Genomic DNA, 16016 nt, shown 5'->3' on the forward strand with positions numbered 1-16016 from the left:
TGCTATTATATTCACCTAAATCATCCATTACAAACCCAATGGGTTTATTTAATATCATAAAGTCAAAATAAACGGATGAATAATCAGTAATTAATGCATCAATTTCCTTAAATATTGAATATAGCTGCTCTTCAATAATTTTAAAATCATCATTAACAATTATCTTTATATTACTTAATTCACAAAAATCACTCTTCTGTAAACTATCCATAGGATGTAACTTAACTATAAGTAAAATATTATTGTCATTAAGATATATATTAAACTCCTTTAATTCTTCACTCGAAAGTAATGGCAATTGTCCATCTTTGGATATACCATCATTTCTTTTATCTCCTACGCTGGATTTTCTAAATGTTGGCATCCATAATATTTTTTTGTTGTACATCTTCCCATCTAAACCAAGCTTATTTAATATATCTCTAAATTTATCCATTCTATCATTTCTAGGTAACCCTGTAATTAAAACTTTGTTTTTATCTACTCCAAAAACTTTTGATAATACATTTTGAAATTGTTCTGATGTTGCTAAGGTGTATGTAAAATGAGCAACATCTTCTTCAGTTTTATTATCCAAATAGCCTATGTTTTTGAGTGGCATACCATGCCATAAATTAACTACGATTTGTTTGTCCAAACATTCTATTCCATTTAGTGCTCCATGTGTGTAAAATATGTATTTTGAAGTCATATAGTTTAATATTCCAAGAAATGATTTTAACTTTATGACTTTTATTTTAAACTGTTTTTTTAGTTCATCCATATCACTTGGAATATATGTATCGTTAACTAACCAAACAATTTTGTATTGTAGCATATTTTTTGAAATCATATAATCAAAAACGCTCATGCAGTTATCTGAAAAATCCGGATGACTTACAAAGCACACTTTGTTTTTATTCTTTTTAAGCATACTATTTATAGACTTTAATAATTTTATTATAAATCTTCTCATCGTAGCAACTTCTTTCAATATTAATTTTTTTTATGGCTCATACTATTGTATCATTTTTTTAATTTTTAAGCATCATTTCATTAAATTTTCAAATGTTCAAATGTTGTCAATTATTAAAATGGATAAGAAAATCCCCAACTAATTAGTTAGCTGGGGATTTTACTATTAGAGGCACTTAATTTATATTAATTATAGATGTTCTTGCTAAAATATCTGTCTCCCCTATCAGGCAGTATTACAACAATGTTTCCACCTTCAATTGTTTGCCCAAGTTTTATTGCAGCAAATATTGCGGCTCCCGATGAGCTCCCTACAATTAGGCCTTCTTTTAATGCAATCAACTTTACCATTTGCAGAGCTTCATCATCAGAAATTTTAGTAACGCTATGAACTAAATCCATATTCATAGTGCTAGGCATAAAATTATTCCCTATGCCCTCAATATCATAACAATGCTCCTCACCACCACCAAGAGTTGAACCATAAGGATCTACTAAAATGCCTTTTATATTCTCACTCATTTCTTTTAAATATTTCATAACACCACTAAAAGTGCCACCACTACCTGCTCCTGCCACAAAATAATCTATCTGACCATCTAATGCATCATATATTTCCGGTCCTGTAGTTTCATAATGAACCTTTGGATTAGCTTCATTTTCAAATTGCTTCAGCGAAATAGAATTAGGAATTTCATTTAATAACTCTTTTGCTTTATTAATTGCTCCGAGCATTCCGTCTGCTCTTGGTGTGTTAATAATTTTTGCACCTAGCGCTCGCATTAAGGTTTGCTTTTCAACAGAGAATTTTTCTGGAACCACAAATGTTACATTGTATCCTTTGTTTATGGCGGCGAGGGCTACTCCTATACCAGTATTTCCTGCAGTAGCTTCAATAATCGTATACCCAACCTGCAAAATCCCTCTATCTTCTGCATCTTTAATCATGTAAACTCCTACTCTATCTTTTACGCTACCACCTGGATTCTCACCCTCTAGTTTTGCGAAGATATTTACTCCATCTTTTACTCCTAGATTATTTAACTTAAGAAGTGGTGTATTTCCAATAATGTCTAATATACTATTTATATATTTCACTACTAACACCTCTATCTAGAACTAATCTTGCAAATTTCTTTGCACCATCTAACGAATGATCTCTATAATTTCCACATTGTTTTTCGTTTGCTGCTGGAATTTCCTCTGATTCTATTACCTTTGTTAGTCCATAGTTTAGAGTTTCTATAACCTTATCTACACTAACATCATTCCATGTAATCATATAAAAACCTGTTCTACATCCCATAGGTGAAATATCTATAATTCCCTCCATTATTTCTCTCATATATCCAGCAAGTAAATGTTCTAAGGTATGAATAGATGATATATCCATAAACTCCTCATTTGGTTGCATGAATCTTAAATCAAATTTTGTTACTTTATCTCCTTTTTTCCCAGTCTTTACCTCGCATTTTCTTACAAAAGGTGCCTTAACCTTAGTGTGGTCTAATGAAAAACTTTCAACATTAACCATTAACTCTTACCTCCTCGAATGCATTTATTAAGTCCTCTTTTATATCATAAACATCTTCTATTCCTACTGAAAGTCTTACCAAATTATCAGTTATTCCCACTTTGTCTCTAATTTCCTTAGGTATGGCACCATGTGTCATGGAAGCTGGATGGCACACTAAGGATTCAACTCCTCCTAAGCTTTCTGCTAATGTTATGACCTTTAGCGTTCCTAAAAACTTTTTATAATCATATTCTTTTTTTATAACAAAGGATACCATGCCACCAAAGCCTGTAGCCTGTGCTTTATGAATTTCATGATAAGGATGATCAGTAAGTCCAGGGTAATATACCTTTTCAACTTCTTGTCGCCCTTTTAAAAATTCAGCTATTTTCATCGCATTATCATTATGTCTATCCATTCTAACTCCCAATGTTTTAATTCCTCTAATTAGAAGAAAAGAATCAAAAGGTCCAAGGACTCCTCCAGTGGAGTTTTGAATGAAATGAATTCTTTCTCCAAGGGCCTCATCCTTCACTACAACTATTCCTGCGACTAAGTCACTATGTCCACCTAAATATTTTGTACCACTGTGAAGTACAATATCAGCGCCAAGGCTAATAGGCCTCTGGAAATAAGGTGTCATAAAGGTATTATCCACAATAGTTAAGATTCCCTTTTCCTTTGCAACACTAGATATTTTTTTAATGTCTGCTATATCCATTAAAGGATTTGTAGGAGTTTCTACCAAAATAGCCTTAACATCCTCTTTAATACTATCTCGAACTGCTTGTGTATCCGAAGTCTTTATAATAGTATATTTAATATTGAAGTTTGAAAATATCTTATCTAAAACTCTAAAGGTTCCCCCATAAAGATTGTCAGATATTAAAACTCTATCTCCTGATTTAAAAAGTGATAACACTGCTGTAATAGCTGCCATTCCGGAACCAAATGCAAAACCTCTAGCCCCACCCTCAAGTTCTGCCATTAATTTTTCTAAAGCATCCCTTGTAGGGTTTCCAGTTCTTGAATATTCGAAGCCTTTAAATTCTCCTAAAGATTGTTGTTTGTAAGTTGATGTTTGATAAATTGGGACATTAACTGCCCCTGTAAGCTCATCGCCGTCTACTCCTGCGTGTATTAATAATGAATTAAATTTCATAAGTTAATCCTCCTTTATTTGCTGTTGCTATAAAAATCCCAGTTTCAGTATATTCACCTTTACTAGAATAGCCTTTGCATTTTAAATCTGTATTTTCAATGTTAACCGCATTAAATCCTGCTTCAGTTAACCACTCTTGTATTTGATTATTTGAAAAACCAAGCCATTCGTCAAACATTTCAGTTCTTGCCCACTCACCAGTATGCTCCTCTACATCTGATATTATTAATGTCCCATCTTTTTTAATTATTCGATACATCTCCTCAATAGCTTTCCTAGCATCTTTAACATGATGGAGAGCCATATTAATGAAGACAACGTCCACAGACTCATCAAATAAAACCAAGTTTTCTAGGTCAGATTTTATCGGATACACGTTGTTAAATTTTTTAGTCTCCATTAATTTTTTCGATTCTCTGAGCATATTTTCCGATTGATCTATAGAAAACACAATACTTGCATCTAATGCCAGCGCTAAGGATAAAAATCCCGTGCCGCATCCAAGGTCAGCCACTACCTTGTCTTTTATACTTACTTTAGATAATACCTTATATTTCAATCTTTCTTCAAAATATTCACTTCTTATTACGTTCCAACTTTTAGCTATTTCATTAAAATAATCTAATGAACTCATTATATCCCTCCAATCATTAATCTTTGACGCCAAAAAAGCAACATCTCATGTTATAGAGGCGTTGCTAAGTTAACTCGGAGATCCCACTCTAACCTACTATAGAATCTCACTTAAATCCAAGCACAAAATGCCTTGTCGCTTTAACGGGCGAATCCCGTAGTCCCCTACTATTATTTCGGGTCCATACTCCAAAGTGCACTTCATATATCTTTAGGTAGAAGCTTCTCAGCATTGCTTCTTCTCTGTACCCATCCAAATTACTACTTTCCTTTTTCTTCGCATGTATTAGTATTCATATAGGAATAGTTTATATTTTTATTATATGCTCTATTTTATTTTTGTCAACCTTAATTTTAAAATATTTTTCTTATAATAATGGAGATTATTTGGCAATCAATAATAAGTGTAAGCATCTCTATCATGATAATATTTGGGAAACATATAAATAATATGATTGACATTATTTAATATGTGTAATACAATAATAGTAAGAACAAAGTAAGCATATAGGAATAGTATGTTATATAAATAAAATTACTTAACAATAATTTCAAAATAATATATGCATTTATTACATGTATAGATTCAAAACCAAATAAAAATCAAGGGGGAATTACAATGTCTAAAATTTCTAAAAGTTTAACTCAGTTAATAGGGAACACACCACTTTTGGAGCTTGCAAATTATAATGAGGAAAAAGGTGTTCAAGGTACAATAGTTGCGAAATTAGAGTCATTCAATCCTGGCGGAAGTGTAAAGGATAGAATAGGACATTCAATGATTTTAGATGCAGAAGAAAAAGGACTAATTAATAAAGATACTGTAATTATAGAAGCTACAAGCGGAAACACAGGAATTGCATTAGCCATGGTAGCCGCTTCTAAAAAATATAAATTAATACTTACTATGCCTGACACAATGAGCATTGAGCGAAGAAGCGTACTTAAGGCTCTCGGTGCAGAATTAGTATTAACTCCAGGTAAAGATGGTATGAAAGGAGCTATTAGTAAAGCAGAAGAGCTAGCAGCACAGACTCCAAACTCTTTTATACCCAGGCAATTTGATAATGCGTCAAATCCAGAGATTCATAGGAAAACAACAGCTGAAGAAATATGGAATGATACCGATGGGAAAGTTGCTGTTTTCATAGCTGGAGTTGGAACAGGCGGGACCATTACCGGAGTTGGTGAAGCTTTAAAGAAAAAGAACCCTAACATTAAAATAATAGCAGTGGAACCTTCTGATTCTCCTGTATTATCAGGGGGAGCTCCAGGTCCTCATAAAATTCAAGGTATTGGAGCCGGTTTTATTCCAGCAGTGTTAAATACCGAAATTATTGATGAAATATATAAAGTTAAGAATGAAGAATCCTTTAAAGCAAGTAGAGATTTAGCTAGAACTGAAGGACTATTAGTTGGTATATCTTCAGGAGCAGCAGCTTTTGCAGCTACTGAAATTGCAAAAAGAAGTGAAAATAAAGGTAAAACTATCGTAGTCTTATTACCAGATACAGGTGAAAGATATTTATCTACTGTACTTTTTAAGGAAGATTGAGTTTAGTTGATACTTTAGAACTTTATTAGATAATTAGAGGCTTTAGGATGCAGAATGATTCTGTCCTAAAGCCCTCTTTTATTCTGTAGGTAGTTATTTGATTTGCCAATAGCAGTTCAATGTAATAAAATATAATAGAGCTTAAAACTAAAATAAAATTAAGTTAGTGGTTACACTGACTTTAAGACATGGAGGATCAATATGGAATTAGATTTGAAATTTCAAAAATTAAAGGATAGTTTAAAAGATTTAAAAAGTGTGGCAATAGCTTATTCTGGTGGTGTTGATAGCACATTTCTTTTAAAAGTAGCCGCTGATGTTTTAGGTAATAACGTTATAGCAATTACTGCAAAGTCATCAACCTACCCCGAAAGAGAATTTAAAGAAGCTGTTAAATACATAGAAGACATAGGAGCAAAACACATAGTTATAATCTCTGAAGAATTAGAAATTGAAGGATTCGTTAAAAACCCAGTTAACAGATGTTATTTTTGCAAAAAAGAACTTTTCTCTAAAATTAGAAAAGTCGCTGATGATAATAATATTAACGCAGTTTTAGACGGTTCAAATGTTGATGATATGTCAGATTTTAGGCCAGGAACGAAGGCCGCTATGGAACTCAAAGTTATTAGCCCGTTAAAGGATGCTGGTTTCACAAAAGATGATATAAGAGCAATGTCAAAGAAATTGGGCGTACCTACTTGGAATAAGCCAGCCTTTGCATGTCTATCCTCAAGATTCCCATATGGTAATGAGATAACTGTTGAAAAACTAAGTATGGTTGAAAGAGCTGAGCAGTTTCTAATGGATTTAGGCTTCAGGCAGATAAGGGTTAGACATCATGAAGATATAGCAAGAATTGAGGTCAATACTGAAGAAAGATTTAAATTCTTTGATATCAAAATTATGGATAAAGTTGCGAATGAATTAAAAAATATTGGTTTTAAATATGTAACCCTTGATTTGTTAGGATATAGAACTGGAAGTATGAATGAAGTTCTTAGTGAAACAGAAAAAAACACACAAAAAGCTATTGATTAAAATCAATAGCTTTTTACTCTTCTCTATATAGTTTATTCACACTGAAATATTTTCCTAGCAATTTTTACAGCTTGAGTTGCATCTTTTGCATAATAATCTGCACCTATCATTTCTGCATACTCTTCATTTAGAACTGCTCCTCCAACCATAATAGTGCAATCTAAATTATTTTCCTTAAGTGCTTTTATTGTTTCCTCCATGCTCCTTACTGTTGTGGTCATAAGTGCACTTAGACCAACTAATTTAATATTTCCGTCCCTCACTGCATTAACTACATCATCTGCGTGTACATCCTTACCTAAGTCTATTACTTCAAATCCATAGTTTTCTAATAAAATTTTCACTATATTTTTCCCTATGTCGTGTATGTCGCCTCTAACAGTGGCAATCACAATTTTACCTTTACTAAGCTTACTTCCCGTTCCCCTTAGAATACTTTCTTTGATTATCTCAAAGGCCTTTTTAACTGTTTCTGCAGATTGTAATAATTGAGGAAGAAATGTTTCGCCACTTTCATATTTCTTTCCCACAATATCAAGAGATGGAATTAAATATTTATCAACAATTTCCATTTCAGACATTGTTTTTAAAAGTTCCACTGTTAGGTCTGCCGCTTCTTCTTTCAAACCATCAATAATAATTTTATTTAAATCTCTATTTTTAGAAACTTGTTTAGTAATAGCTTTTCCCTCAAATGAGGAATAAGAATTTATATATTTTTTTGAATTTAGATCTTTATTCCATAAAACATTAAATGCATTAACTGTGGACATCATATCTTGCGATAAAGGATTTAATATAGGTGCATCAAGGCCTGCTGTTAGAGCTGCTGCTAAAAATGTTCTATTTAATATTTCTCTTTGTGGCAGACCAAATGATACATTGCTTACTCCTAAAGTAGTTTTCATATCTAGTGTTTTAACAAGCTCAACCGCCCTTATAGTCTCCTTAACTTCACTCTGCTGTGCTGACGCTGTTAAAACAAGACAGTCTATTATAATATCAGCCCTATCTATTCCATATTCTTCTGCTCTTTGTATAATTTTTTCAGCTATCTTAAGTCTACCTTCCGCTGAACTTGGTATTCCATTATCATCAAGCGTAAGTCCTATTACACAGGCACCATATTTTTTAACAATTGGAAAGATAGCATCCATTACGCCCTCTTTACCATTAACTGAATTAATTAATGGTTTCCCGTTATATATTCTAACGGCTGACTCAATTACATCACGCCTAACACTATCTATCTGAAGAGGAAGATTTACCACGCTTTGAAGCTGTTTTACTACTTCTACCATGACACATCTCTCATCAATTTCAGGAAGTCCAACATTCACATCTAGTATATCTGCTCCTGCATCCCTTTGATTAATAGCTTCTTCGAGTATGTAATCCAGATCATTATTTTTAAGAGCCTCTTTAAGCTTTTTTTTACCTGTTGGATTAATTCGCTCACCAATAATTTTAATTTCTTCCCCAAGAATCACTGTTAATGATCCTGAACTTACTGCTGTTAGCTTTTGAACATCGCGTTTTATCGGCTGTAACTTTATAATCTCATCCTTAATAGCTTTTATATGTTCACAAGTAGTTCCACAACACCCTCCAAAAATTGTAACGCCCATTTCCGCCATAAGTTTTGCATACTCCGCAAATTCATGTGCATGAACATTAAATACTGTTTCTCCGTTTTTAATTTTAGGAAGTCCCGCATTAGGTTGAACTATAACCGGGACCTTTGAATACTTAAGAATTTCTGAAACTATAGGTAGCATATCATTTGGTCCTAGAGAGCAATTTACTCCAATTGCATCCACTCCTAGGCCTTGAAGTACATTAACCATAGTTATTGGGTCTGTACCTGTTAATGTCCTGCCATCACTTTGATATGACATCGTACAGATTATAGGAAGTGTACTATTTTCCTTTGCAGCAAGAATGGCAGCCTTAGCTTCGTAAATATCTGTCATTGTCTCAATAATAATTATGTCTGCACCTTCCCTAGCCCCAATTTTAATCTGCTCTGCAAAAGTTTCATATGCATCATTAAATGATAATATCCCATATGGCTCCATTAACTGACCAATAGGACCAATATCAAGTGCAACTAATCTATCACCAGCCACTTTTCTTGCTATTTTCACAGCAGCCGAAACTATTTCAGAAACATTATATTGCGTATTTTTAAGTTTATACCTATTTGCGCCAAATGTATTGGTAGTTACAATATCACATCCAGCTTCAAAATATTCGCTATGTATTTTTTCAATGATTTCTGCGTGTAATGTGTTGTAGCTTTCTGGTAATTCACCTCTCTTAAGTCCATATTTCTCTAACATTGTTCCCATTGCTCCATCAAATAATAAGAATTTATTAAAATTTATTTTTTGAGCCACAATATCTACCATCCTTTCTAAAATTACAATTTTCATTTTTACAATTATTACATTTGTAAGTGGGATTGGGATTTACAATTTCACCTAAACCTATAAGTGCAGTTACTGATTCCCTTGGTAACATAATACTACTCTCAGTAACAGAAAGTCCTATTTTTTTATATGCATTTAAAATGTTCAATATATTCCTTTGATTTTCAATTAAAAAGCTTCCATATCCTGGGCTATACCTGTTTGTAATATGGAGATTATCCACTAATGCACTTTCCTTAATTGCACCTTGAACTTCATCGCATAAGCTTTCTATTGCAGTGGTTGCACAGGCATCCATAATTAAACCCTTTGTAATATTAAATTTCGAGTAGTAAGCTATTTTGCTATCAACCTCTATTCCTAATGTTGCTGCCATAATCAAACATCTTTTTGAGCTACTCAGATGATTTATTATGTCCGTATCCTTTAAAACTAAAGTACTACCTAATAGAAATACTTGTTCATCATTACGCTGAATATCAAAAACTTCATATACAACACGCTCTTTACATATACTTATGACCTCTTGAGAGCATTCCTCTATTAAATCAATTATATTTCTATCAATTTCTTGATTTTTATAACCTAAATACATTAATACTTGTGTTGTTGCAATTTTCATATAGAGCCCCCATCCATTTTATAATAGAATAAAGTATAAATACAAAATTTGCAAATACAGACCTGATTACGAAGTATCATTCATAATAAATTCTTCTTTTTTTATTTTATTTTTGATAAAGACAAATCTTTAGTTTAAATATAAAAAAACTACTCTCCCATAAGGAAAGTAGCAATATTTAACTTTAACAGATAATAAAGTTTATTAAGTTATTAATGATTAATATATTATTTGCAAAAGTAAATATCAAGGTTTTTATTCTAAAATTACCCGCGATGCGATTCTTTAAATTCTTTTTTAATAATTAAAAAATCCTCTAAATCATTTAGAAACTGAAATAACAATGCCCTGTTTTCAAATTCATTTCTATTTTGGGGGAGCGCCATGATTTCATATTCTTTTCTAAGTAACGTGAGTTTACTAATAAGTTCAATACAATCATTATCTTCATGAATATTAATTGCAACACTTGTCGTAAACTTTGATAATATTTGGGTTTGTTCATAGGCCATATAAGACCTTGAAAAATGTCTTTTCATTCTTTTTATAGCATCTAATTGAATTGCTCTCATATCTATATAACTTTCATAATAATTATTGCTCTTAAATAATTTATTATTATTTATTTTTTGTGCAATAAATTTAGTATTCTGAATTAGCTTTTCAATGCTTGAAAGTACTTCTTGCTCATATATTGGTACCGCTTGGGTGACTAAGCTTGCCGCCATGTCTGACAGTATTAATCTATATTGTTTTTCTATATTCTCTTTATTCTTTTCAAAGTTCTCTTCTAATGATGCTGTATATATTAATATTTGTATTTATTAAAAAATGTGTTGATAATACTGCTCCAATAACCATTCCCTCGCTTACTCTAAGTATATTGGTTATCGGTATAAATAATATCAGAAATATTCCAAATACAATAGGATTATATCCAAGTAGCATATATAGAATAAACGATAAAAGTATAGCCAACCCAGATGAAATCAATCTCCTACCGCCAACTAATAAAGCTTCCTTTCTTGTGTCCTGAATACTTAATATTGCAATTATACCCGAAGTCACACCGAATTCTAATCCAATATAATTTGATATAATAATTGCTATTGTGGCCGACATTGCTATCTTAAATGTTTTTGACCCAATTTTTTTTACCATTTATGCCTTTTTAACAAATTCTGATTTTAACTCCATAGCACCAAACCCGTCAATTTTACAATCAATATTATGATCTCCATCGATCAAACGTATATTTTTCACTTTTGTACCTATTTTTACAGATGATGAGCTTCCTTTTACTTTTAAATCCTTAATTATAGTTACAGAATCACCATCATTCAAGGTATTTCCATTTGCATCTTTGACAATCTTCTTGTCTTCACTATTTTCATTTTCTAATTCTAAAGTCCATTCATGAGCACATTCAGGGCAAACAAAAAGGCTTCTATCTTCGTAAGTATATTCTGATTTACATTTTGGGCAATTAGGCAATTCCAGCATAATTTCATTTCCTCCATTCGTTATCTAATTTTTTTTATATTTTACATATTATCATAATCTTTGAATATTGACAAATCACTCTATTATTTAAACTAATTATTATATTCTAATATATGTTTAATAAATAAAATTATCATTTCATACCTCTATCTATAAAATAAAAAATAGCTCCAGCTCTAGCCGGTGCTATTAATATATTTATGCTGGTTACCAGTTGATATACTCTTTAACAACTGCTTTTTCCCTTAATACTACATCTTTTAAAACCCACTCCTTAAATACTGGATATCCTGTTCTATCGACAATGTACCCTATGTGCTCTTTACCTCCTGGAGCATCTTTATCCATGTATTTATCAATGTATGAATAAGTATTTTTTATTATTTTAATTATACTTTCTTCGTCCACCCAAGTTATAAAATCCTGAGCAAGTCTAGGATTTCTCTTGCCAGTTCTACCCATTATTACTAGTTTATAATACTTCTCAAGGCTTCTACTCCATGCCCCAGTTGGACATTTACCTATACATTCTCCACATCCAATGCACTTTTCATGGTCACGTACTACTTTGAAGTTCTCCATTTTAAGCGCGCCAGTTATTCTTCTTTTACAGTTAGTTACGCAGGATTTGCAACTAATACATCTATAAGATTCGTATTGAGGTTCTGTCATCCCTATAATCCCAAAATCTTGCATTCTAGCCTTTATACAGTCATTAGGGCAACCTGTTAAAGCTACCTTTACGTGATAATCATTAGGAAAAATTTCTTTTTCAATCTTTTTAGCGAAGTTCGTAGTATTATAACTTGCAAAAGGGCAGACATTTGCTCCAACGCAAGCCGAAACATTTCTAGTCCCCGCTGCTAAGTATCCCGTATTCTGTGAAATCTGATTTATTTCAAGCCCTTCTATTACCGATTGGATCATTTTATTAACATCAGGTATTTTATCTATATCAATACCTGGAAGTTCAAAACCCTGTCTTGTAGTTATATGAATATTCCCATCTCCGTAAGTTTCTGCAACTCTTTGCAAAACTTCTAGATGTTTAGCTTCAATTTGCCCTCCAGGAACCCTTATCCTTATTGCAGTTTTTCCTCTTTTTTTAGTTATTCTATATGCATTTTTCTTGAGCAATTTAGTATTTATATCCATAATATCATCCCCCTTAATCTATTAGATGAACTGCATCCAAATAGTTAAAAACAGGTCCCTCTAAACATATATACGTATCATCAATTTTGCAGTGCCCACATTTCCCAACTCCGCAACACATTTTCCTCTCATAAGATACCCATATATTTTTTTCTTTTACTCCTTTTTTAATAAATCCAGCTACTGTAAACTTAAGCATCATTGGAGGACCTACTACAATAACTTGTACATCCTCAATATTTTTTACTGGAATGCCCTCAATGTAATTTGTTATGAGTCCTACATTCCCAAGGTAACCCTCATCTGCACCATCAACAGTTAGTGTTACATTAACACTCTTTTCCCACTCTTTAAAATTTTCTTTGAATAGGATGTCCTCAGGCGACTTGAACCCCGCCATTACATTAAAGTCTTTACACTGCTTAGGGCTTTTCGCAAAGTAATCTACTATTCCTTTAACAGGTGCCAGTCCAGTGCCACCTGCGGCTACAATAATTTCTTTATCCTTATAAAGGTTAACATCGAAACCATTTCCATAAGGGCCTCTTAAAAACAATGTTCCACCTACAAAAAAGCTATGAATTACATCTGTAACTGTACCTACACGTCTTATTGTAAGGTCTACATAACCTTCACCTATCTCACTAACGGATATAGGCGATTCTCCAAATTTTGGTATAGATACCTCGAAAAATTGACCCGGCTTTACCTTACCCACGAATTCCATTCTAAAGGTGTAATCTGTCTGCGTATGCTTACTTATTTTAAGTATCTTAGATCTAAAAGGCATGTATATATTTTTCATTTATTCCACCTCCTCCATTGCTTTATTTAATTTGTTTACACAATTTGAAAAAGATATGTATTCAGGGCATATATCATCACATCTACCACAACCTATACACATATGGTACCCAGCTCTTTTTTTAAAATCATAAACTTTATGCATAACTTTAAATCTCATTCTATCTTTTTTATCCTTCCTAAAACCATGTCCGCCTGCCATATCACTATATCCGTCCACATGACAAGATGCCCAAACACGCCTTCTCTCTCCTACATTTTCATTTTCTTTATAGAAGATGTCCTGCATAGTAAAACAAGAACATGTCCCACATACAAAATTGCACCTACCACAGGCAATGCATCTCGAAGAATATTCGTCCCACATTTTTGATTTAAAAACTCTTTGATCTAAATTTCCAGGTATAGTAACCTTTATTTCATTAGTTTGCACAAATTCAGGTTCTACTTCAACCTCACTTATTTTATCTATATTAAAATATTTCATTAGCTCCTCAGATTTACAATCCACAAAGACCTTATCATCTTGTACTCTAGTGTACATATCATAATCTTCTGTCTTATTTGATCCCATACTGGCACAAAAACAATTTTCAAAGCTTTCACTACAACCCATTAGCACAATCTTAACTTTGTCTCTTAAAGGCTTATAATAATAATCCTCATTTCCATTTTTCAAATAAACTTCATCAAGTCGAATCATCGCATGAATATCACAACTTCTTAAAAATATTAATATTTTCTTTTCATCAATTTTAGGTTCCTCGCAATCCTTTTCAGTGAAGTAAAATAATGTTTGTGTAATTGGAAGTATTATTTCTTTAGGTGAAAAATCAGATTTCAAGTCAAACTCTACTTCCCTTATACTCTTTATTTCCTTATACCTAATTGTATCAGTGTCCGCAAAAGTTCCTTTTCCCTTGATCATTACTGGTGCATATACCTTATATTCACGTCGCAATGTTTCAAGATGCTCATCAAACTTTTCTATTGTAAGATTAAAACCCATAAATACAACTCCCTCCATTGTAAAAAATATTACTTACCCATAAACTTTGTTAATAATTTCACTATTAAAACTAAATTTATACCTCTCTATGCATATTGTATTGTATACTGTGAAAAATATATGTGATTCTCATCACGCGCCTTTAAAGTAAAGCCTTAACTTTTCGCTATCAACTATGAATTTTCTATTCTTTATTTTTACCATACCCATGTTTTCAAGTTCTTTAACTGCCCTTGAAATAGTTTCGCGAGAGCTTCCTAACATATCTGCTAAATAGGTTATATTTACCTTGATATCTATTAAAACTCCCTCCTCCGTTTGCACACCATAATCTTTAGACAACTTCCAAAGCTTTGCCGCTACTCTTTTGTCCATTTTAACAGGAACTGTATTCTTAATCTGCCTATACAGTCTTCTTATTTTTTTACTCATTGAGTATATAATAACTTCTGTAAGGTTAAAATCTTGTTTCATAATATTTAATAAGTCTACTTTTTTTATACTTATAATTGTACTGTCTTCAAATCCTTCGCAATTAATAGATGTAGTAAAATTATCAAAGATTACCTCATTTATAATCTCACCTTTGTTTAGGATATAAATAATCCTCTTTTGACCTTTTTCCGATAATCTGTACAATGTTACGTTTCCCTCTAGTACTATATATATATTATTTGTAGTTTCCCTTTCAGCAAACAACATTTGTGATTTTTTTAATTCTTTTACTATTACACTATCTCTTATTAATTCTAAAGTTTTATCCTCAACACGTTCAAACAAAGGAAGGGCTTTTAATTGCCTAAGTGTTATTTGTACCATCTTAACTTCTCCTTATAATCTCATTTTAGAATTCATTGCTATAAAAATACTAATATTCTTATTATACAACAATGAATTTGAAAATTAATCACAAAAAAATTTACTTCTCTTTTGATATATACCAATACGCTGCTCCAATAAATACAGCCCCACCTACAAAGTTACCTAGTGTAACCCAAATTAAGTTATGTGCAAGTCCACCTATGGAAATTGCTGTGGTGTGAGGAATCATTAATGAAGCTGTAAGCAAAGTCATATTTGCAATGCTATGTTCGAACCCCGTAGTTATAAATGCAAACAGACACCAAAATATCATTATAAGTTTAGCCGTTTCTTCCTTTAATTTAATAGCACACCATACTGCTAAACAGACTAACATATTACAAAGTAACCCTTTTAAAAATAATTCTATACTTGGTGCGGCCATTTTCCCTTGAGACGCTTTTAAAATAAAGGCTGCTGTGCTTCCCTTTGCAAGTCCTGAACCTACAAATATTGCTACAAGGACTGCTGATCCTACAAAGTTTCCTATAAAACTATATATCCAAATATTTATTGAATTATGCCACGAAACTTTTTTTTCAAGAGACCCAATGGTCATGACCATGTTATTCCCTGTAAAAAGTTCTGATCCCGCCATTATTACTAGACTTAGGGCAATTCCAAAAGAGACTCCCATAATGATTTTTGTTGCTGGGGACTCAACTGCTGCAAATGATCCTCCTATAGTAAATATTAATAAAATTCCAAATCCCACATATGCCCCAGCTAGTGCCGCTGCAGTAAGGTACCTCATTTTGCTTTTCTTTAA

General features: G+C 32.3%; 15 protein-coding genes and 1 pseudogene. 2 read left to right on the forward strand and 14 right to left on the reverse strand.

What is annotated here, in order from left to right; all coding sequences use genetic code 11:
- The 5 genes from ACJAX4_RS14385 to ACJAX4_RS14405 form a co-directional block, all read right to left on the reverse strand.
- A partial coding sequence (locus tag ACJAX4_RS14385; RefSeq protein WP_435790146.1) for a CDP-glycerol glycerophosphotransferase family protein occupies positions 1-955 on the reverse strand: 955 nt, incomplete at its 3' end.
- Between the two features lie 185 nt (positions 956-1140).
- Complete coding sequence (locus tag ACJAX4_RS14390) at positions 1141-2052, reverse strand: PLP-dependent cysteine synthase family protein (RefSeq protein WP_435790147.1); 912 nt, start codon at positions 2050-2052, stop codon at positions 1141-1143.
- Positions 2036-2488: an S-ribosylhomocysteine lyase gene (locus ACJAX4_RS14395; RefSeq protein ID WP_435790148.1), complete on the reverse strand. Its 453-nt coding sequence runs from the start codon at positions 2486-2488 to the stop codon at positions 2036-2038. Before ACJAX4_RS14395 ends, ACJAX4_RS14390 begins: the two co-directional genes overlap by 17 nt.
- Positions 2481-3632: a trans-sulfuration enzyme family protein gene (locus tag ACJAX4_RS14400; RefSeq protein WP_435790149.1), complete on the reverse strand. Its 1152-nt coding sequence runs from the start codon at positions 3630-3632 to the stop codon at positions 2481-2483. The genes ACJAX4_RS14395 and ACJAX4_RS14400 overlap by 8 nt, the downstream gene beginning before the upstream one ends.
- On the reverse strand, positions 3622-4266 hold the full coding sequence (locus ACJAX4_RS14405; protein WP_435790150.1) for a class I SAM-dependent methyltransferase: 645 nt from the start codon (positions 4264-4266) through the stop codon (positions 3622-3624). The genes ACJAX4_RS14400 and ACJAX4_RS14405 overlap by 11 nt, the downstream gene beginning before the upstream one ends.
- A 618-nt stretch (positions 4267-4884) precedes the next feature.
- Between ACJAX4_RS14405 and cysK the strand changes: the two genes are divergently transcribed.
- A complete protein-coding gene (gene cysK, locus ACJAX4_RS14410) occupies positions 4885-5820 on the forward strand; it encodes a cysteine synthase A (protein WP_435790151.1) in 936 nt (311 codons plus the stop codon).
- Between the two features lie 201 nt (positions 5821-6021).
- Positions 6022-6861: an ATP-dependent sacrificial sulfur transferase LarE gene (larE, locus tag ACJAX4_RS14415; RefSeq protein ID WP_435790152.1), complete on the forward strand. Its 840-nt coding sequence runs from the start codon at positions 6022-6024 to the stop codon at positions 6859-6861.
- A gap of 32 nt (positions 6862-6893) precedes the next feature.
- On the opposite strand, the gene ACJAX4_RS14420 is transcribed toward larE, so the two are convergent.
- The 9 genes and pseudogenes from ACJAX4_RS14420 to ACJAX4_RS14460 form a co-directional block, all read right to left on the reverse strand.
- Positions 6894-9272, reverse strand: a complete 2379-nt coding sequence (locus ACJAX4_RS14420) for a homocysteine S-methyltransferase family protein (protein ID WP_435790160.1) — start codon at positions 9270-9272, stop codon at positions 6894-6896.
- The gene (locus ACJAX4_RS14425; protein ID WP_435790153.1) at positions 9238-9915 is read right to left on the reverse strand and encodes a vitamin B12 dependent-methionine synthase activation domain-containing protein; all 678 of its coding nucleotides are present in this window, start codon (positions 9913-9915) and stop codon (positions 9238-9240) included. The genes ACJAX4_RS14420 and ACJAX4_RS14425 overlap by 35 nt, the downstream gene beginning before the upstream one ends.
- A 266-nt stretch (positions 9916-10181) precedes the next feature.
- Positions 10182-11076 (reverse strand): annotated as a pseudogene (locus tag ACJAX4_RS14430) (aromatic acid exporter family protein).
- Positions 11077-11418 carry a zinc ribbon domain-containing protein YjdM gene (locus ACJAX4_RS14435; protein WP_435790154.1) on the reverse strand — a complete coding sequence of 114 codons (342 nt, stop codon included), beginning with the start codon at positions 11416-11418 and terminating at the stop codon, positions 11077-11079.
- Between the two features lie 207 nt (positions 11419-11625).
- On the reverse strand, positions 11626-12573 hold the full coding sequence (gene asrC / locus ACJAX4_RS14440) for a sulfite reductase subunit C (protein ID WP_435790155.1): 948 nt from the start codon (positions 12571-12573) through the stop codon (positions 11626-11628).
- Between the two features lie 13 nt (positions 12574-12586).
- The gene (gene asrB, locus ACJAX4_RS14445) at positions 12587-13378 is read right to left on the reverse strand and encodes an anaerobic sulfite reductase subunit AsrB (RefSeq protein ID WP_435790156.1); all 792 of its coding nucleotides are present in this window, start codon (positions 13376-13378) and stop codon (positions 12587-12589) included.
- Entirely contained in the window at positions 13379-14386 is a 1008-nt protein-coding gene (gene asrA, locus ACJAX4_RS14450) for an anaerobic sulfite reductase subunit AsrA (RefSeq protein WP_435790157.1), read from the reverse strand. It abuts the gene before it with no gap.
- A gap of 132 nt (positions 14387-14518) precedes the next feature.
- Positions 14519-15205, reverse strand: a complete 687-nt coding sequence (locus ACJAX4_RS14455; protein ID WP_435790158.1) for a Crp/Fnr family transcriptional regulator — start codon at positions 15203-15205, stop codon at positions 14519-14521.
- A gap of 100 nt (positions 15206-15305) precedes the next feature.
- Positions 15306-16016 (reverse strand): formate/nitrite transporter family protein (locus ACJAX4_RS14460; protein WP_435790159.1); only part of this gene is annotated, 711 nt, incomplete at its 5' end.

It is taken from the genome of Clostridium sp. (genome assembly GCF_051278035.1).
Classification (GTDB): Bacteria; Bacillota; Clostridia; order Clostridiales; family Clostridiaceae; genus Clostridium_AD.

What these genes read in the sequence shown, in the direction of transcription:
- asrC (WP_435790155.1), bottom strand. Translation starts at nt 12,573, where the DNA reads ATGGATATAAATACTAAATTGCTCAAGAAAAATGCATATAGAATAACT.
- ACJAX4_RS14395 (WP_435790148.1), bottom strand. Translation starts at nt 2,488, where the DNA reads ATGGTTAATGTTGAAAGTTTTTCATTAGACCACACTAAGGTTAAGGCA.
- cysK (WP_435790151.1), top strand. Translation starts at nt 4,885, where the DNA reads ATGTCTAAAATTTCTAAAAGTTTAACTCAGTTAATAGGGAACACACCA.
- ACJAX4_RS14425 (WP_435790153.1), bottom strand. Translation starts at nt 9,915, where the DNA reads ATGAAAATTGCAACAACACAAGTATTAATGTATTTAGGTTATAAAAAT.
- asrB (WP_435790156.1), bottom strand. Translation starts at nt 13,378, where the DNA reads ATGAAAAATATATACATGCCTTTTAGATCTAAGATACTTAAAATAAGT.
- ACJAX4_RS14435 (WP_435790154.1), bottom strand. Translation starts at nt 11,418, where the DNA reads ATGCTGGAATTGCCTAATTGCCCAAAATGTAAATCAGAATATACTTAC.
- ACJAX4_RS14455 (WP_435790158.1), bottom strand. Translation starts at nt 15,205, where the DNA reads ATGGTACAAATAACACTTAGGCAATTAAAAGCCCTTCCTTTGTTTGAA.
- asrA (WP_435790157.1), bottom strand. Translation starts at nt 14,386, where the DNA reads ATGGGTTTTAATCTTACAATAGAAAAGTTTGATGAGCATCTTGAAACA.
- ACJAX4_RS14420 (WP_435790160.1), bottom strand. Translation starts at nt 9,272, where the DNA reads ATGGTAGATATTGTGGCTCAAAAAATAAATTTTAATAAATTCTTATTA.
- ACJAX4_RS14400 (WP_435790149.1), bottom strand. Translation starts at nt 3,632, where the DNA reads ATGAAATTTAATTCATTATTAATACACGCAGGAGTAGACGGCGATGAG.
- ACJAX4_RS14405 (WP_435790150.1), bottom strand. Translation starts at nt 4,266, where the DNA reads ATGAGTTCATTAGATTATTTTAATGAAATAGCTAAAAGTTGGAACGTA.
- larE (WP_435790152.1), top strand. Translation starts at nt 6,022, where the DNA reads ATGGAATTAGATTTGAAATTTCAAAAATTAAAGGATAGTTTAAAAGAT.